Below are 16,953 nucleotides of genomic sequence, written 5' to 3' on the forward strand. Positions count from 1 at the left end.
TGGAGAATGGATTCCATGGTACGGTGTTTTGTGTTGAAAAACTTATTTTTTGGTTTTCCATTGGCTTTTGCCACGTTTTTGGAACTTGCCGTCAGGGGAGGAGGCAATGGTGTCGCCGTGTGCTTTCAATTGCCCGCGGAGGTAGACTTGGCGGATAGAGCCCACAGTTTTAAACCCATCATAAGGGCTGTAGCCAGCGGCGCTGTGGCTGGCATCATGGGTGATGGTGGTGTGGGCGTTGGTGTCATAGACCACAATGTCTGCGTCACTGCCCACTTGCAAAGCCCCTTTTTTGGGGTACATCCCGTACAGCTTGGCTTGGTTTTCCGACAGCACACGGCACATTTGAGACAGGGTGATTTTCCCTGTTGCCACGCCGTAGGAGTAGAGTAAAACACCGCGATACTCTACACTAGGCAGACCGCCAGGGGTTTTGGAGAAGTCACCATCGCCCACCATGTGCTGGTCTAAGGTGAAGGCGCAGTGGTCAGAGCCGATGGTTTGGATTTGACCACGACCCATGGCTTTCCACAGCACATCTTGGTTGTCTTTGTGGCGGATGGGTGGGGCGCAAATATACTTGGCGGCCTCAATGAATGGCGCTTGGTCGTAGACGGTTTCATCTAGCACCAGATAGTGGGGGCAGGTTTCCACAAACACAGTTTGCCCCCGTTTGCGAGCGGTTTGCACCTCTGCCATGGCATCGCTGTTGGTCAAATGCACCACCATCACAGGGCTATCCGCCACCTGTGCAATGCGGAGCAATCGGCTGACAGCTTCGGCTTCCAAGGCGGCAGGACGGCTTTTGGGATGGAAGGTAGGGGCGGTGTCGCCGGCGGCTTTGAACTGGGCAATCCGCGCGTCGATGACCCCAGCGTTTTCGCAGTGAACACCCACCAGACCGCCCAAAGCGGACACTTGTTGCAACCCTTCGTACACCGCACCGTCTCCAATCATCATGGCAGGATAGGTGAGATACATTTTAAATGAGGAAATCCCTTGTTCAAACATTTTGGGGATTTCCGCTTGGATAGAGGGGTTCCAATCGTCGATGGTCATGTGGAAGCTATAGTCGCAGTGAGAGGTTCCTTCTGCCTTTGCCATCCAAGTGTCTAGCCCGAATTGCAGGCTTTCGCCTTTGTTTGGTGTGGCGAAATCCACCACAGTGGTGGTGCCACCAGCAATGGCAGCCAAAGACCCAGAGGCGAAATCATCAGCCGTGATGGTGCCGCAAACAGGTAAATCAAAGTGGGTGTGGGCATCAATAAAACCGGGGAAGAGGTAACAGCCTGTCACATCTTCCACCACTTCTGCCTGATCAGGAGAGATGGTGGAGGCGATTTTGGCAATGGTTTCGCCGTCTATCAATACATCAGCCTTACGGGTGCTGTGGCCTGTGACAATGGTGCCGCCTTGGAGCAATCGTTTCATGGGAAGGCCTCCTTTTGTGTGGTGGGTTTGCAAAAAGGGACGGATACAATCCGTCCCTTTTTACTTATTTCAAATATTTTAAATCGTATGGTTCAAAGGTAACCTGCTTATAGCGTTCCACATCTAGTACGGTTCCATCCCAGTCGCCATGAATGGCACCAGTCTGCTTGATGAGAATGTCGTATAAAATGGCGAAGGTTTGTCCAGCGTCATCGGTTTCGATGATGGTGGAGTAGGGCAGGGTTTTGTGGTAAGTCAATTCCATGCCTTTGTAGTCAAAGTGGAAGCCACAGCGCATACGACAGCCATCCAGTCCAGAGAAGGGGGCAATGCCTTTCAAATCTTGCAAAATGCGGTCGTTGGCTTCTTCGTAGAGGTTGTCTGGTGTGGTTTCGGTGTAGTCGAAACGGAATTGGATGTTGGCACCTTTGATGGGCAAAAATCGCTCCACATAGGGCACCAGCTCTTGGCTGGGATAGTGCTTGTAGAGGACGCAGTTGATGCGGAAGGGCACCTCTAGACATGGTAACAAATCGTCGTTGGACTCTTGGACATATTTTTGCATATGGCGAGAGATGTTCACGCAGGTGATTTTTTGTTTATTGCGCGCCAAAAAGGACAACACATCTTTTGCCGATTGGTGTTCAGAAACAGGCAGCGTGGTGTTGATGTAGACTTTATGGGTGGTGGGAATACAGTCCAGCATGGTTTGCAAGGCAGACAAATTGTCTAAGGGTTCGCCGCCAGTGAACACAAAGTCACAGTGAGGGGTGATGGCATCCATCACGGCAATGCTTTTGCAAATGGCTTCTACAGAGAAGCCTGTGCAGTCGGCATATTCTTCTTTGTTGATGCAAAAGGGACAGTTATTGCGACAGTCATAGGGGACAAAAATGGTGACGGTGGCGCCACCTTCTCGGGTTTTGTAGGGGTAATTCATGGTTAAATCGGCCTCTCGAAGTAGAATGCCCAAGCGGGAATTATCAAAATGTGAAATCACAGCATAATCTAAATTATATTTTAAAGCAAAACGCACTATTTTTCAAGAGTATTTATGAAATTTTTATGACTAAAACGAGAAATTCATGGAAAATCAAGGGGGAACGCTGTACAGATTGTATGAAATCTGGTACAATGCAACTAAGAATTGTGAAAAGTGAGGGGTCACACCCATGTTTCAAACGAAAAAACAATTGGACAGAGGAAGCATTGCCTCTGGCGTTGGCTTGCTGGCCTATTTGGCTTGCTTACAGTTCCTTGCGCCCATGGTGGTGGGCTATAGTGTGCTGGTGTTGGCGCTAGGGATTGCCCTGTGGACAGAGGCTTCTATTTTGTGCTACCCAGCAGAAAAAAGGGAAGCGGATATCAATTATAACAATCTTTGGGGTCAAAGTGCCATGACGTTGCTATTGCTAGGGTGCGCCGCCGTTGTGGTGCGCCAACTGCTGGGATTATAAGAAGGGGGTGGCATGATGGCAACACCATTGGCTGACGCAATCCGCCCCAAATCTTTAGAAGATGTGGTGGGGCAAGGGCATTTACTGGCAAAGGGTGCTGTGTTACGGCGACTCATTGAACAAGGCACCAGTGCCAATCTGGTGTTCTATGGCCCATCGGGCACAGGGAAAACCACCGTGGCCAATCTCATCGCCGCCCAAACCAAGAAGCGGCTCTATCGGCTCAATGCCACCACGGCGTCCCTGCAAGACATCAAAGACATCATTGCCGATGTGGACACCTTGTTGGCGCCCAACGGTATTTTGCTCTACTTGGACGAAATTCAGTATTTTAATAAAAAGCAACAGCAAAGTTTACTGGAGTTTATGGAAAATGGCAAGCTGACGCTGATTGCATCCACCACGGAAAATCCATATTTCTACGTGTACAATGCCTTGCTATCGCGCAGCACAGTCTTTGAGTTTAAGCCCTTGGTGGCGGAAGATGTAGAGGTGGCTGTGCGTCGTGGCCTGTCCATGTTGCAAGAAAAAGCCCCCCTTCCACTGACATGGGAAGAAGGGGTGCCAGCCCAAGTGGCTATGGCTTGTGGCGGTGACGTGCGCAAAGCCATCACGGCACTGGAACTACTTTACGATTGCACTGAAGCCAAGCAAGGGGCGGTCACCCTCACCTGTGAGGATGCTGAGCAGCTTGCCCAGCGCTCTGCTATGCGCTATGACCGTGAAGGGGATGCCCACTATGATTTGCTGTCGGCACTACAAAAGTCCATCCGTGGGTCTGACCCCGATGCCGCCATTTATTATCTGGCACGGTTGCTAGAAGCTGGGGATTTAATCTCCCCCTGTCGGCGGTTGCTGGTGATTGCGGCAGAGGACATTGGTCTTGCCTATCCCCAAGCCATTGTGGTGACCAAGGCTTGCGTGGACAGTGCGTTGCAAATTGGCTTGCCAGAGGCGCGATTGCCTTTGGCGGAGGCGGCGGTGTTACTGGCCACCGCCCCCAAGTCCAACACCGCCCACGATGCCATCATTGCCGCCATGGCCGATGTAAAACGGGGCAAAGTGGGGGACATTCCCCGTCATTTGCAAAACGTCCACGCAGATTCTCAGGGGCAAAAGCCCACCCAAACTTACAAATACCCCCATGTGTACCCCAACCGTTGGGTGGCGCAACAATATCTGCCTGACAATTTGGTAGGCACCCAATATTACCACTATGGCGAGAATAAAACCGAACAAGCCGCCCAGCGATATTGGGAGGGGATTAAAGGTGAATGATTGGAGAATACGACGGCGGGGGCAAGCCCCCGCCCTACACAGAGGGGCTTGCCCTCGCCGTTCCCCTTTATATCAATTGACTTTTTACCGTGTCCCCCACATAATTGGGCGGCGCATACTGCCAATTTTCAATATGTCCATCAGTGATGGCATAGCGAATTGGAATTCCCTCTGGTGGAGTAGGAATGGTTTGTATGATTTGTAGCTTGATTTTCATCACCTCAGGTCGTATACTCTTAATGTACACGCTGACCCAGTCCCCAACTTGGATGCCGTCGGTCACGTCGGTGAGGCCAGATAAGTTGGGGGTGAGCTCGATGAAACAGCCGTAGGGCTTTACGCTTCGTACTACCCCTTGGACAGTGTCACCAGCGGAAAAGTAACTGGCGTTTTCCATCCATGAGCCAAGAAGCTCTTTGTGAGAGACGGTGATGCGGCGGGTGTCCTTATCAAAAGCAGTGACCACCACTTTTAGGTTTTGACCCACGGTGAACCGATCTTTGGGGTGGACGATGCGAGAGACCCCACTGCAAGAGATGGGCATCAGCGCCACAATGCCACAGCCGATGTCCACAAAGGCGGCAAAGCTTGCCAGATGGGTTACCACGGCAGGCAAAACATCGCCCACTGCTAAGGTGGATAAAAGATGGGTCATGGCTTGTTCTTGGACGGATTTGCGAGAGAGTTGCGCTACGGTGTGACCAGCGTCATCGGTGGTGAGAGATTCCACGTGGAAACAGGTTTCTTTGCCCACTCGAGAGAGCAAGGCAATGTCTCGCCCAGCACCGCTAACCCATGGAGCAGAGACCTGATTTGGGGACATGATGCCTGTGACGGCACCCAATTGAAAGTGCAAATTATGTTGGGTGTCGCAACGATTGGGGCGTGCGGAAACTATGGTCTGGGCATCGAAGGCCTGGGTGATTTGAGCAGAGGAGAGGGGGCTACTTGGGACGTAGCCTTCTGGTAAGTAAGGGCGGTTTGTGTCCATGATGATACAGTCCAATCTGCCAGTGATGGCGGTTTTTTTTAAAAGAGGTAGATACTGCAGTATATGCACTGCAAGGTGTTTGGTTGACAGGAGGACAAGAAGTTGGATTTGAGAATTGGTGACACCGTAACATTGAAAAAAACACACCCCTGCGGTAGCACCACGTGGAAGATACTGCGGGTGGGTATGGATATTAAAATTCGCTGTGATGGCTGTGGCCATGAGTTGATGTTGCCACGCTTTAAGGTGGAAAAAAGCATTCGCTCTGTGGCGCAGCGAACCTCAGAGTAAAGAAAGGAAGTTGATTGTATGTCGAAGAAATTTACACGAGCCATTGCTATGGCTTTGGTGATTGTGCTGGTTGTGGCCATGTTGGCATCCATGGTGTTGCCCTACTTGGCTATGTGATATATTTCGCCGTGGCACACAATTACATGATGTGTAGGGAATGGTCTTGACCATTCCCTACATTTGCGTTTGGATAGAATGAAAACGCGTTCCTTCCTTCGACTGTCTTTTCGCAAAACCTTGTCTATACTGGTATCAAGGGGGGATGGGAGTGCAAATTGTGTACTTAGACAGCGTGTTTGTGATGAACACGTTGATGGATTATTGGCTGCTATTGTGTACGGCGCGGCTGTCTGGTTTGGGACTGGTGCGCTGGCGATATTGGCTGGGCGCTGTGGTAGGTGGCGTGTATGCAGTGGCAGTGTTTTTGCCATGGACACCACTGTGGCTAGGTGGAATTGGTGGCAAGTGTTTTGCCTTTATAGCGCTTATTTTAGTTGCTTTTTGGGGGCAAAGACAGTGGGTGCGACTGGGGCTTGTGTTTTTGGGGCTATCGTGTGCTATGGCAGGGGGTGTATTGGGTCTTGGCATGGTCTCGGGATACGCAATCGCCCAAATGGCAGGGGTTTTCTACACGGATATTTCCACAGGTGCGTTGTTGGTTGCGGCAGTTGTGGGCTATGGATTGATACGGCTGGTGTTCTTTGCCGCTGGACGAAAAGGGTTAGATGGGTTGTTATTGCCAGTGACAATTTCTCACGAAGGGTGTAAAGTGGAAATACTTGCGTTGTACGACACGGGAAATACACTCAAAGACTGCGCCACAGGGCGGAGCGTGCTGGTGGTAGAGGCGGCGGCCGTGGCAACATTATGGTCAAAAGAGGTGGGGCAATGGCTGACGCCTAGCCGTGTGGCGAATCCCATTCCATTGCTATCACAGCTGCAACAATTGGGGGTGTCACCACGACTGATCCCCTATCAAAGTGTGGGGGTGGGCAGTGGCTTTTTGGTGGGTATTGCCTGCGAGGAAGTGGAAATAGGCAATGAGCGACTTGAGAATTTGGTCATTGCACTGTCGCCCAATTCGCTGGGAAACGGATATAGCGCCCTGTGGGGGCAGAAAGGGGCAGGGAATGAAACAACTGCTGTGGAAGCTACAAACAAGGCTTAGGTGTTGGGGCGTGTTGCCCCAGTCGGGGGTGCATTATATCGGTGGCAGCGACACCTTGCCGCCGCCACTAAACCGCCAACGAGAAGGGGAATTGCTAGCGCATTTAGAAGGCAACGAAGCGGCGCGTAAAGAGCTCATTGAGCATAATTTGCGGCTGGTGGTGTACATTGCACGGCGGTTTGAAAACACCGGTATCAACATTGAAGATTTGATTTCCATCGGCACCATTGGGCTGATCAAAGCCATTGGTACCTATCGGCTCGATAAGAATATCAAGTTGGCCACTTATGCCTCGCGGTGCATTGAAAATGAGATTTTAATGCACCTGCGCAAAACGGCAAAAGGAAAAAGCGAAGTGTCCATCGATGAGCCGTTGAACACCGATTGGGATGGTAATGAGTTGCTACTTTCAGATGTGCTGGGCACCGATGCTGACACAGTGGTGCGCCCTATTGAAGAAGCGGTGGAGCGAAGCTTGCTGTCGCAGGCGCTGTCAGTACTGCCAGCGAGAGAACAGGAGATTATCACCCTCCGCTTTGGCCTTGGGGGCAGAGAAGAGCGAACACAAAAGGAGGTGGCCGAAGAAATGGGCATTTCTCAGTCTTATATTTCTCGCTTGGAAAAGCGGATTATATCGCGGCTACGGAAAGAAATGATACGCTTGTCGTAACCGTTCTATCTTGTCCTTGACGATGCAGGGTTGGCGGTGTAAAATAAAAGAAACCGTGCAACTTTAAGGAGGATAACGCCATGAAAGAGATTTTTGCCAAGGGTCAAACTTGTCCCATTCCAGTCATTTGGACAAAAAACGCCTACGACCAAGGGGAGCGCCATATTCGCACTGAGGTGGACAATGCCATTGCCTGTGAAAATCTCCGCCGTTTTGCCACCCATTTGGGCGGTCATTATGATGTGGAAACCATCCAAGGCGGCTTTGCTGTGACGTTGCAATTTGGGGATGCGGTGGCGTGTCCAGCTTGTGAATTGATGGAACTGCCCACCACAGGCACGCATGGGGTGTTTTGCACCAAAGAGGTGCTAGGCAGTGGAGATGACCAGCTGGGCGCCAACTTGATGGCTATGTTTTTCTATACCCTTGCTGCCTCAGACAATCCTCCAGCTGCCATTTGCTTGATGAATGGAGGGGTGTGGTTGGCCACGGAAAATGACCAAGTGAAAGCCCATTTGCAAACCTTATTAGACCGTGGAGTAGAAGTGTTGGTGTGTGGCACGTGTCTCAATTTCTTCGGCCTTGAAAACCCTGTGGGGCAGGTGTCCAATATGTATGAAATCGTGTCTAAATTAGAGGGGTGTTCCAAGGTGATGAGCCTTTGAGGGTGATTGTCTTTGAAAATACCCACAGCGCCATGGTGGCGCAAAAAGCGTTGGCAGGGATTGTGTCCTTTGTGGTGATGCCCACGCCACGGCATATCAGCGCCTCTTGTGGCATTGCCTTGAAGATTGCCACCGCCGATGTGGAACGAGCGAGTGCTTTGTTGACTGAGGGGTTGTTCAATATGTTTGAAATCCACAATATTTCCTAGGAACAGCCTTTGCGGCTGTCCGTCTCCTGTGATTTCTATAGAATACATCTTGACAAGCTGTTGTTACCTATAGTATACTGTCACCATATGGAATTGCGATGATAAGAATGAGTATCTGCAAACCCGAAGCAAAGAGAGAGCGTGGCTGGTGTAAACGCTTGAGACGGTGGCAGAGAAGTCCTCTTGGAGCATTGCGCTGAAGTGATAGTAGGTGGCAACGGATTTCCCTCGTTATCGGGAAGCGACATGTAACGTGTCGGCAGAGTGCGGATTGGTTTCAATCCGAATCAGGTGGTACCACGGACAAGTTTTGTTCGCCCTGAACCCTAGAAAGGGTTCAGGGCGTTTTTTTATACAAGTCAGGAGGGTTTATGCAACAAATTTTGCAATTTACAACCAGCTATACTGTCCAACAAATGACGATATTCAATCGCATTGCCAGCAAGATTTACCCCAATCCCAAGGGACGCAGACGGCGGATTTTCAACGTTGTCCTTGGCACCTTTGGGGTGGTCATCAGTGCCTTGACGTACCAATCTGGTGGGGCTTTGTGGCTAGTGGCCATGTCCTGCATTGTGGGGTTGTGGTATTTGGTTGCCGCTGTGTGGCATTACCGCATTATGGGGCAACAAAGTTACCAAGCTCGACCAAAAGGGGTTGAATTCATGCGATTCACCTTCGATAAGTCTGGTATGGTGGTGGAAAATGCCACTGGATATAGCCGCTTTACCTTTGATGAGGTGAAATGTGTAGCAGAAGGCAAAACATTGTTCGTGCTTTTTACGTCTGAGGCGGAGCGCCAAGGCTATCTCATTCCCAAAGAAGACCTGCCCAGTGTGGATGCTTTCCGCGTCATGATGGAAACCCAATATGGTTGCAAAGTGGAACAATTTAAGTGTTAAAAACTAGGAAATAGAGGAATATACAATGAAAAAAGAACTGCCAAAGATTTACGAACCCCAGCAGGTGGAAGAAAAAATCTACCAAGCTTGGATGGACGGTGACTGCTTCAACGGCGACCCTGACCGTAGCAAAAAGCCTTTCTCCATCGTGATGCCACCCCCCAACGTGACAGGTCAACTCCATATGGGTCACGCCTTGGACTGCACCTTGCAAGATATTTTGACCCGTTTTAAGCGGATGCAAGGCTTCTCCACCCTGTGGCTCCCCGGCACCGACCACGCTGGTATCGCCACCCAAATCAAGGTGGAAGAACAACTGCGCGAAAAAGAAGGCTTGACCCGTTATGATTTGGGTCGTGAAAAGTTTTTGAAGCGTGTGTGGGAATGGAAAGAAACCTACGGCAACCGCATCGTGGAACAACAAAAGAAGATGGGCGTATCCTGCGACTGGAGCCGTTCTCGCTTCACCATGGACGACGGCTGTTCCAAGGCTGTCCGTGAAGCCTTCTGCCAAATGTATGACGAAGGCCTGATTTACAAGGGCAGCCGCATCATCAACTGGTGCCCTCAATGTACCACCGCTCTGTCTGACGCGGAAGTGGAATACCAAGATAAGCCCGGTCATATGTGGTATATCAACTATCCCTTGACCGACGGTTCTGGCTTCTTGACCGTGGCCACCACCCGTCCTGAAACCATGATGGGCGACTCTGGTGTGGCTGTCAGCCCCGAAGATGAACGCTTTGCACACTTGGTGGGTAAGACCTGCATCCTGCCCATTATGAACCGTGAAATCCCCATTGTGGCTGACGATTACGTGGAACTGGGCTTCGGTACTGGCGCCGTGAAAATGACCCCTGCCCACGACCCCAACGACTTTGAAGTGGGTCTGCGTCACAATTTGGAAGTCATCCGTGTCATCGCTGACAACGGCACCATCAACGAACTGGGTGGGCCATACGCTGGCATGGAACGCTACGAATGCCGCAAGCAAATTGTGAAGGATTTGGAAGAACAAGGTTTCTTGGTGAAAGCCGAAGACTACGCCCATAACGTGGGCACCTGTTACCGTTGCCACAACGATGTGGAACCTTTGATTTCTCCACAATGGTTTGTGAAAATGGAGCCTCTGGCTGAAGAAGCCCTCCGTGTGGTGCAAGATGGGGAAGTGGAATTTGTTCCTGATCGTTTCACCAAAACCTATACCAATTGGATGGAAAATGTCCACGATTGGTGTATCTCTCGTCAACTGTGGTGGGGGCACCAAATTCCCGCTTGGTACTGCGACGACTGCGGTCACATCAATGTGTCTAAAGACGATCCCACCAAGTGCGAAAAGTGTGGCTGTGAACACCTGACCCGTGATGAAGACGTGCTAGACACTTGGTTCAGCTCTGCCCTGTGGCCCTTCTCCACCTTGGGTTGGCCTGCAGAAAATGCTGACGATTTGGACTTCTATTACCCCACGTCTGTGCTGGTGACAGGCTATGATATCATCTTCTTCTGGGTGGCTCGTATGATTTTCTCTGGTTGCCACCAAATGAAGAAAATTCCCTTTGACAAGGTGCTGATTCACGGCTTGGTTCGTGATGATAAGGGTCGCAAAATGTCCAAGTCTTTGGGCAACGGCATTGACCCCCTAGTGATGGCAGAGCAATTTGGTGCTGACGCACTGCGCTTCAACCTCATCACTGGCAACAGCCCTGGTAACGACACCCGTTTCTTCACTGAAAAGTGCGAAGCCATGCGGAACTTTGCCAACAAAATCTGGAACGCATCTCGCTTCCTGCAAATGAACTTGACCATCGAAACTTGTGAACTTCCCGAAAAGCTGGAAATGGAAGACAAGTGGGTGCTGACCCGTTTGAACCAACTGGTGAAAGAAGCCACCGACAATCTGGAAAGCTACGAAATTGGCGTGTCCTCTGCCAAGGTGTACGACTTTATCTGGGACACCTATTGCGACTGGTATATCGAACTGACCAAAACCCGTATGAATGGCGACAATCAAGAAAGCCGTCTGGCAGCTGAAAACGTGCTGTGCTACGTGCTGCAACAAGTGCTGAAACTGCTCCACCCCTTCATGCCCTTCATCACTGAAGAAATCTGGCAAGCACTGCCCCGTCAAGTGGGCGAAACTGCCGACTTCTTGATGACTGCCCAGTGGCCTGAATACCGTGAAGACCTGAACTTCCCTGCTGAAGCCGAAGCCATGGAAGCGGTGATGGATACCATCCGTGCCATCCGTAACCGTCGCGCTGAAATGAACGTGCCACCTTCTAAGAAGGCTGACATTATTTTGGCTACCGACGTGCCAGAAGTCTATAAGCAAGGTGCTCACTTCATCAGCCGTTTGGCTTATGGCGAAACCGTCACCGTTGGTACCGATGCCCCTGCTTCTTTGGAAGGCTTGGTGAACATCGTCACCCAAAAGGCCAATGCCTATATCCCCCTCAGCGAACTGGTGGACTTTGAAAAGGAACTAGAACGCATCAACAAGGAACTGGAAAAGGCGAAAAAGGGTCTGTCCATCGTGGAAGGCAAGCTGAAAAACGAGAAATTCGTTGCCAATGCTCCAGAAGCTGTGGTGAACATCGAACGTGAAAAAATCGTGAAATTCCAAGAATTGATTGCCAAGCTGGAAGAATCCGCTAAGGCAATGCAAGGCTAAGAGAAATGATAAAATTGGCACCCTATACGGGGTGCCAATTTTTTTGGTAATATACCAACAATGTGTGAATTTATGGGAAATATCTTGCTTGTATAGGCGTTTGCGTGGTATACTAATTAAGAATGAAGATTACCCCCTTTGAAATGGAGAAATGATATGAAATTGATGGTCATTGATGGCAATAGCATTGTCAATCGTGCCTATTATGGCATCCGTACCCTGACCAACCAAGAAGGGTTGCATACCAATGCTATTTATGGTTTTTTAACCACCCTGCAACGGCTGTTAGACGAGGAAAAACCCGAGGCAGTGTGCGTCACGTTTGACGTCCATGCCCCCACCTTCCGCCATGAAGCAGACAGTGCCTACAAAGCCACCCGAAAGGGAATGGATGAGGAATTGCGCCAGCAAATGCCCGTTCTGAAACAGGTGCTAGATGCCATGCAAATCCCCCGTTACGAAATGGCTGGCTGGGAAGCGGATGACCTGATTGGCACCATTGCCCGCGTGTGTGAAAGCCAAGGTTGGGAGTGCGTGGTGGTGACTGGGGATAAGGATAGCTTGCAGCTGATTACCCCCACAACAAAGGTGAAGCTTGCCACTGGCAAAGGCGATAGCAAAGACATGAACAAGGCGGTTTTTGAAGAAGCTTACGGCTTTGCACCCATCCACATGATTGACCTGAAAGCCCTCATGGGGGATGCCTCTGATAACATTGCTGGGGTGAAGGGAATTGGGGAAAAAACCGCAATGACCCTGCTTCATCAGTATGAAAGTGTAGAAAAGTTATATGCGGCCATGCCAGAAATCGACGCCAAACCCGGTGTGATTAAGAAGCTACAAGAAGGGGAGCAAGACGCCCGTCACAGCTATTGGTTGGCCACCATTGCCACCAATGCGCCGTTGGAATTTGCACCCAAGGATGCCCTGCGGAAATCTCCCACTGATGACTTGTATCCCCTGTTTTTGCGACTGGAATTTACCAAGCTCATTGATAAGTGGAACCTGCGCCCAGACACTGGGGTCACCCAAATGCCAGAGCAAACCGCAGACCACTATGTCACCATGGAGACCATCACCACTGCAGAGCAAGGGGAAACGGCTTTGGCGCGTTGGCGTGAGGCAAAATGGGTGGCAGTGAGCGTGCTACCAGATTTATCTGGCGTGTGTGTGGACTGTAAAACAGGAGAACACGAAAGTGTTTTGTCTCAAGTGTTTTTCGATGGCTATCAAGGGGAATTCGGTGGCTTTATAACCGCTGTTTTCTCGGTTGATATTGCAAAAGTTGCTCATAATGTGAAAGATTTGATGGGCTTGTTGCTAGAAAATAAGTTGCCCATCCAAGGCTTTGTCTACGACACCGCTTTGGCGGCCTATTTGTTAGATGCCACCGCTGGCAAATATGAATTGCCACGGCTTTTTACCGCTTATTACAACGCAGAACTACCAAAACCTGTCCATTTGGAGGCGGATGCCTTCTCAATGCTGGGTGACAACGCCCAATCTTGCGCCGCTTTCGCCAGTTATACCACCGCTGTATCTGCCCTCTACGAAACTACTTCTGAAAAGTTGCAAGAACACGGTCAAATGGAACTGTTGCTGGAGATAGAGTTGCCACTTTGTACGGTTTTGGCTGAAATGGAGCAGGTAGGTTGTGGGGTGGATGGCAAGGCACTGCAAGACTTTTCTGCCATGCTGTCTCAGCGGATTGACACCGCCGAAGCTGATATTTATGCCCAAGCAGGCCATGAATTTAACATCAACTCCCCCAGGCAACTGGGTGTGGTGCTCTTCGACGAACTGGGCTTGCCCCATGGGAAGAAAACCAAAACAGGCTGGTCCACCAATGCCGAAGTGCTGGATAAACTGTCTGCCGAGCATGAGATTGTATCCCAAGTGCTGACGTATCGGCAGCTATCTAAGTTGAAATCCACCTATGCCGACGGCTTGTACAAAGCCATCGCCAGCGACGGGCGCATTCATTCCTCGTTCCAAATGACAGTCACCGCCACAGGTCGATTGTCCTCCACCGAACCAAACCTGCAAAACATCCCTACTCGAACGGAGCTGGGGAGTGAAATCCGCCGTATGTTTGTGGGGCAAGAGGATTGGGTGCTGGTGGACGCTGACTATTCGCAAATCGAGCTTCGTGTGTTGGCCCATATGGCGCAAGATGAAGTGATGGCAAACGCCTTCACCTCTGGCACCGATATTCACACCGCTACCGCGTCCCAAGTGTTCAATGTAGCACCAGAGGACGTGACCAGCGAGCTCCGTCGCCGTGCTAAGGCGGTGAACTTTGGCATTGTCTATGGCATTTCCCCATTCTCCTTGTCACAGGACATTTCCTCCACAGTGGCTGAGGCAAAAGGGTATATTCAAGCCTATTTGGAAACGTTTTCTGGGGTTGGTGCCTATATGAAAAACGTGGTGGAACAGGCGAAAGTGGATGGATACGTGGAGACGCTGTACCACCGTCGTCGTGATCTGCCAGAGCTGTCTGCGTCCAATTTCATCCAACGTAGTTTTGGGGAACGGGTGGCGCTGAATATGCCCATCCAAGGCACCGCCGCCGATGTGATGAAGCTGGCGATGATTGCCGTTTGGAAACGGTTGAAAGCAGAGGGATTGCAAGGCCGTCTTGTGTTGCAAGTCCACGATGAATTGATTGTAGAGTGCCCACCTGCAGAAGCGGAATTGGTGGCACGATTGTTAGAAGAAGAAATGGCTGGGGTGTGCCAATGGAGTGTGCCCTTGACCGCCCAAGCCCATTGGGGCAAGGATTGGAAATCTGCAAAAGGATAAGGAAATTATGGAAAACAACAACATTGCTGTCGTGCCCATGCACGCTGAGCATTTGGATGAAATCGCCCATTTAGAGCAAATTTGCTTCTCTACGCCATGGTCTCGTCGGACGTTGGCGGAAGAATTGGACAATGCTTGCGCTGCGTTTTTAACCGCTATCGATACAGAAACTGGGGCTGTGGTGGGCTATGCAGGGCTTCATGTCATCATTGACGAAGGGTATATCACCAACATTGCCGTCTTCCCAGAGCATCGCCGCAAAGGGGTTGCTGGGAAGTTGTTGCAAGTATTTTTGGACTTTGCAGAGGGCAACGGATTGGCATTTTTGACATTAGAAGTCCGTGAGTCTAACGCCCCTGCCATTGTGCTGTATGGGAGCCGCGGCTTCCGCAGTGTGGGGCGCCGCAAAGGGTATTATCGCCATCCCACCGAGGATGCCATTTTGATGACCAAGGAGTTTTTTGATGAATCTGAAACCATTAAATCCTGAGCAAACTGCTTGGGCCTATGAGAATTTATTGCTGGAAGCCTTTCCGCCAGCGGAGCTAAAACCCTTATCTGCCATGGTGGACATGGGTGAAAAAGGCCAGTATTTGCCCTATGGCTTTTTCGATGGCGAGACCATCATTGGGGCTTGCTTTTTGTGGCTAGGCGAGGAAGGGGTGGCATTGATTGACCACCTGTGTGTGTCACCTTTGCGCCGTAACGAAGGGTTGGGGGAAGTTATTTTGCAACAAATTCAAGATATTTACCCCACGTGGGTGCTGGTGGCCGAAAGTGAATATCCCCCGTTGGCGCCCAATCCTGCCTTGGCAGAGCGCCGCTTGGGGTTTTATCGTCGGAACCACGCCAAAACTGCTGATTTTAGAACTCGGATTTTTGGGGTGGCCTACAGTATTTTTTACTGGGGGGCAGATTTAAAAATGGAACAGTATTATCAGGTGTATGTCCGTAGCTTTTCCAAGGAAAAGTTAGAAAAATATGTGATTGTTCCAGACATATCCTCAGAACCAGCGCCACTAGTGGACTGGATATAAGGGGTGGGACGATGAAGATTTTAGCTTTTGAATCCACCTGTGACGAAACCGCTGTTTCTGTGGTGGAAGATGGTCGGACGGTGCTGTCCGACATCATCGCTTCCCAAGCCCAAATGCACGCGTTGTACGGTGGCGTGGTGCCTGAAATTGCCTCACGGCACCATGTGGAAGTGATTTCTCAGTTGACGGAGCAAGCCTTGCAAGAGGCAAATTGCACCCGAGCCGACATTGACGCTGTGGCGGTGGCCTATGCGCCGGGGCTCATTGGTGCCGTTTTGGTGGCGGTCAGCTTTGCCAAGTCTATGGCATATGGGTTGGGGGTGCCATTGATTCCTGTTCACCATATCCGTGGTCATGTGGCCGCCAATTACATCGCCTTCCCAGAGCTGAAGCCACCTTTTTTGGCATTGGCCATCTCTGGCGGTAACACCATGCTCATTGACGTTGCCGATTACACCGATTTGACGGTGCTAGGTGCCACCCGTGACGATGCGGCAGGGGAGTGCTTCGACAAGGCTGCCCGTGTGTTGGGCTTGCCTTACCCTGGCGGAAAACCTATGGAAGATTTGGCACTAAAAAGTGAGGGCGGGGTGTATAAATTCCCCCATGCCAAGGTGACGGATTGCCCCTTGGACTTTAGTTTTTCGGGGTTGAAAACTTCAGTGGTCAATCTTGCACACAATGCAAAACAATCGGGTGCGGCGTTGGATGAGCCTGCGCTGGCCCGTGATTTCACCCAAGCAATCAGCAATGAGTTGGTGCCTCGTGCCATGGAGGCAGCACGGAAAACAGGACGGACGGTCATCGTGGCAGCTGGTGGGGTTGCCGCCAATGCCATCATTCGTGGAGATTTAGAAAAAAGTTGCGAAAAAGCAGGATATACCTTGTATTTGCCGCCCTTGAAATCTTGTGGTGACCATGGTGCTATGATTGGTGCCCAAGGATTTTATGAGTATCTGGCTGGCAATGTGGCGGATATGACCCTCAACGGCTTTGCCACCATGGATGTAGGAGGAACAGAAAATGCCTAATATTAAAGTATACGGCGTGGAGCCAGCACAAGTGCAAGCCATGTCTGGGGTGCTGACCCCAACCTTGAGTGCCGCCATTGGTTGCCCAGCTGACTGGATCAGCTTTTTTGCTGGCGGTGGGATTTTTAGCTGTGGTCAACCTTTGAAAACCGATGTATATGTGCAAGTGGATTGGTTTAGTCGTGAAGAAACGGTGCAAGACGCTGTGGCGCAAGTCATCACCGATGGCATCAAAGCCATGGACGGCATGGACGGTGTGGAGACGGTGACGGTGGTGTTTAGTTCCTTGGAGAAGCCGAATTATTACGAAAATGGACAGCATTATTAAGTCTGTTTGATGGAGAAAG

17 protein-coding genes and 1 other annotated feature are annotated in these 16,953 nt (G+C 50.7%); of the genes, 14 read left to right on the top strand and 3 right to left on the bottom strand.

All coding sequences use genetic code 11. The features are described from left to right. Window positions 1-42: 42 nt before the first annotated feature. Both hydA and RFF05_RS17205 read right to left on the bottom strand, forming a co-directional pair. Window positions 43-1,431, bottom strand: a complete 1,389-nt coding sequence (gene hydA / locus RFF05_RS17200; protein ID WP_409968232.1) for a dihydropyrimidinase — start codon at window positions 1,429-1,431, stop codon at window positions 43-45. A 64-nt stretch (window positions 1,432-1,495) separates the two neighbouring features. Then, window positions 1,496-2,371, bottom strand: a complete 876-nt coding sequence (locus RFF05_RS17205; RefSeq protein ID WP_409968233.1) for a 4Fe-4S cluster-binding domain-containing protein — start codon at window positions 2,369-2,371, stop codon at window positions 1,496-1,498. A 232-nt stretch (window positions 2,372-2,603) separates the two neighbouring features. On the opposite strand from RFF05_RS17205, the gene RFF05_RS17210 reads away from it, so the two are divergent. After that, window positions 2,604-2,888, top strand: coding sequence for a hypothetical protein (locus RFF05_RS17210; RefSeq protein WP_409968234.1), 285 nt, complete (start codon window positions 2,604-2,606; stop codon window positions 2,886-2,888). 12 nt (window positions 2,889-2,900) lie between these two features. Next, complete coding sequence (locus RFF05_RS17215) at window positions 2,901-4,166, top strand: replication-associated recombination protein A (RefSeq protein WP_409968235.1); 1,266 nt, start codon at window positions 2,901-2,903, stop codon at window positions 4,164-4,166. Between the two features lie 67 nt (window positions 4,167-4,233). On the opposite strand, the gene RFF05_RS17220 is transcribed toward RFF05_RS17215, so the two are convergent. After that, a complete protein-coding gene (locus RFF05_RS17220) occupies window positions 4,234-5,157 on the bottom strand; it encodes a S1 RNA-binding domain-containing protein (RefSeq protein ID WP_409968236.1) in 924 nt (307 codons plus the stop codon). A gap of 102 nt (window positions 5,158-5,259) precedes the next feature. Between RFF05_RS17220 and RFF05_RS17225 the strand changes: the two genes are divergently transcribed. The 12 genes from RFF05_RS17225 to RFF05_RS17280 all read left to right on the top strand — a co-directional run bounded on the left by RFF05_RS17225 (window position 5,260) and on the right by RFF05_RS17280 (window position 16,934). Then, window positions 5,260-5,448: a DUF951 domain-containing protein gene (locus RFF05_RS17225; RefSeq protein ID WP_409968237.1), complete on the top strand. Its 189-nt coding sequence runs from the start codon at window positions 5,260-5,262 to the stop codon at window positions 5,446-5,448. A 268-nt stretch (window positions 5,449-5,716) separates the two neighbouring features. Continuing rightward, window positions 5,717-6,616, top strand: coding sequence for a sigma-E processing peptidase SpoIIGA (locus tag RFF05_RS17230; RefSeq protein ID WP_409968238.1), 900 nt, complete (start codon window positions 5,717-5,719; stop codon window positions 6,614-6,616). Beyond that, entirely contained in the window at window positions 6,579-7,286 is a 708-nt protein-coding gene (gene sigE / locus RFF05_RS17235) for an RNA polymerase sporulation sigma factor SigE (protein WP_409968239.1), read from the top strand. Before RFF05_RS17230 ends, sigE begins: the two co-directional genes overlap by 38 nt. 80 nt (window positions 7,287-7,366) lie before the next feature. Continuing rightward, window positions 7,367-7,951, top strand: coding sequence for a sulfurtransferase-like selenium metabolism protein YedF (yedF, locus tag RFF05_RS17240; protein ID WP_409968240.1), 585 nt, complete (start codon window positions 7,367-7,369; stop codon window positions 7,949-7,951). Between the two features lie 2 nt (window positions 7,952-7,953). Then, window positions 7,954-8,160: a DUF3343 domain-containing protein gene (locus tag RFF05_RS17245; RefSeq protein WP_409970138.1), complete on the top strand. Its 207-nt coding sequence runs from the start codon at window positions 7,954-7,956 to the stop codon at window positions 8,158-8,160. A gap of 89 nt (window positions 8,161-8,249) precedes the next feature. Then, window positions 8,250-8,485 (top strand) — a binding site (T-box leader). A gap of 46 nt (window positions 8,486-8,531) precedes the next feature. Then, complete coding sequence (locus tag RFF05_RS17250) at window positions 8,532-9,062, top strand: YcxB family protein (RefSeq protein ID WP_409968241.1); 531 nt, start codon at window positions 8,532-8,534, stop codon at window positions 9,060-9,062. A gap of 25 nt (window positions 9,063-9,087) precedes the next feature. Continuing rightward, window positions 9,088-11,733 (top strand): valine--tRNA ligase, encoded by a 2,646-nt coding sequence (locus RFF05_RS17255; RefSeq protein ID WP_409968242.1) that lies wholly within the window; start codon window positions 9,088-9,090, stop codon window positions 11,731-11,733. Window positions 11,734-11,889: 156 nt separating this feature from the next. Continuing rightward, window positions 11,890-14,538, top strand: a complete 2,649-nt coding sequence (polA, locus tag RFF05_RS17260; RefSeq protein ID WP_409968243.1) for a DNA polymerase I — start codon at window positions 11,890-11,892, stop codon at window positions 14,536-14,538. Window positions 14,539-14,545: 7 nt separating this feature from the next. Then, on the top strand, window positions 14,546-15,028 hold the full coding sequence (gene rimI, locus RFF05_RS17265; RefSeq protein WP_409968244.1) for a ribosomal protein S18-alanine N-acetyltransferase: 483 nt from the start codon (window positions 14,546-14,548) through the stop codon (window positions 15,026-15,028). After that, window positions 15,003-15,575, top strand: a complete 573-nt coding sequence (locus RFF05_RS17270; protein WP_409968245.1) for a GNAT family N-acetyltransferase — start codon at window positions 15,003-15,005, stop codon at window positions 15,573-15,575. The genes rimI and RFF05_RS17270 overlap by 26 nt, the downstream gene beginning before the upstream one ends. A gap of 11 nt (window positions 15,576-15,586) precedes the next feature. After that, window positions 15,587-16,606: a tRNA (adenosine(37)-N6)-threonylcarbamoyltransferase complex transferase subunit TsaD gene (tsaD, locus tag RFF05_RS17275; RefSeq protein ID WP_409968246.1), complete on the top strand. Its 1,020-nt coding sequence runs from the start codon at window positions 15,587-15,589 to the stop codon at window positions 16,604-16,606. Continuing rightward, a complete protein-coding gene (locus tag RFF05_RS17280) occupies window positions 16,599-16,934 on the top strand; it encodes a DUF1904 family protein (RefSeq protein ID WP_409968247.1) in 336 nt (111 codons plus the stop codon). The genes tsaD and RFF05_RS17280 overlap by 8 nt, the downstream gene beginning before the upstream one ends. Window positions 16,935-16,953: the final 19 nt, after the last annotated feature.

Origin of the sequence: Bengtsoniella intestinalis, from assembly GCF_039719005.1 — a bacterium.
Classification (GTDB): Bacteria; Bacillota; Clostridia; order Oscillospirales; family Oscillospiraceae; genus Oscillibacter; species Oscillibacter intestinalis.

Coding starts and splice junctions, on each gene's coding strand:
- hydA (WP_409968232.1), bottom strand. CDS start 1,431: ATGAAACGATTGCTCCAAGGCGGCACCATTGTCACAGGCCACAGCACC.
- RFF05_RS17205 (WP_409968233.1), bottom strand. CDS start 2,371: ATGAATTACCCCTACAAAACCCGAGAAGGTGGCGCCACCGTCACCATT.
- RFF05_RS17210 (WP_409968234.1), top strand. CDS start 2,604: ATGTTTCAAACGAAAAAACAATTGGACAGAGGAAGCATTGCCTCTGGC.
- RFF05_RS17215 (WP_409968235.1), top strand. CDS start 2,901: ATGATGGCAACACCATTGGCTGACGCAATCCGCCCCAAATCTTTAGAA.
- RFF05_RS17220 (WP_409968236.1), bottom strand. CDS start 5,157: ATGGACACAAACCGCCCTTACTTACCAGAAGGCTACGTCCCAAGTAGC.
- sigE (WP_409968239.1), top strand. CDS start 6,579: ATGAAACAACTGCTGTGGAAGCTACAAACAAGGCTTAGGTGTTGGGGC.
- yedF (WP_409968240.1), top strand. CDS start 7,367: ATGAAAGAGATTTTTGCCAAGGGTCAAACTTGTCCCATTCCAGTCATT.
- RFF05_RS17250 (WP_409968241.1), top strand. CDS start 8,532: ATGCAACAAATTTTGCAATTTACAACCAGCTATACTGTCCAACAAATG.
- RFF05_RS17255 (WP_409968242.1), top strand. CDS start 9,088: ATGAAAAAAGAACTGCCAAAGATTTACGAACCCCAGCAGGTGGAAGAA.
- polA (WP_409968243.1), top strand. CDS start 11,890: ATGAAATTGATGGTCATTGATGGCAATAGCATTGTCAATCGTGCCTAT.
- rimI (WP_409968244.1), top strand. CDS start 14,546: ATGGAAAACAACAACATTGCTGTCGTGCCCATGCACGCTGAGCATTTG.
- RFF05_RS17270 (WP_409968245.1), top strand. CDS start 15,003: ATGAATCTGAAACCATTAAATCCTGAGCAAACTGCTTGGGCCTATGAG.
- tsaD (WP_409968246.1), top strand. CDS start 15,587: ATGAAGATTTTAGCTTTTGAATCCACCTGTGACGAAACCGCTGTTTCT.
- RFF05_RS17280 (WP_409968247.1), top strand. CDS start 16,599: ATGCCTAATATTAAAGTATACGGCGTGGAGCCAGCACAAGTGCAAGCC.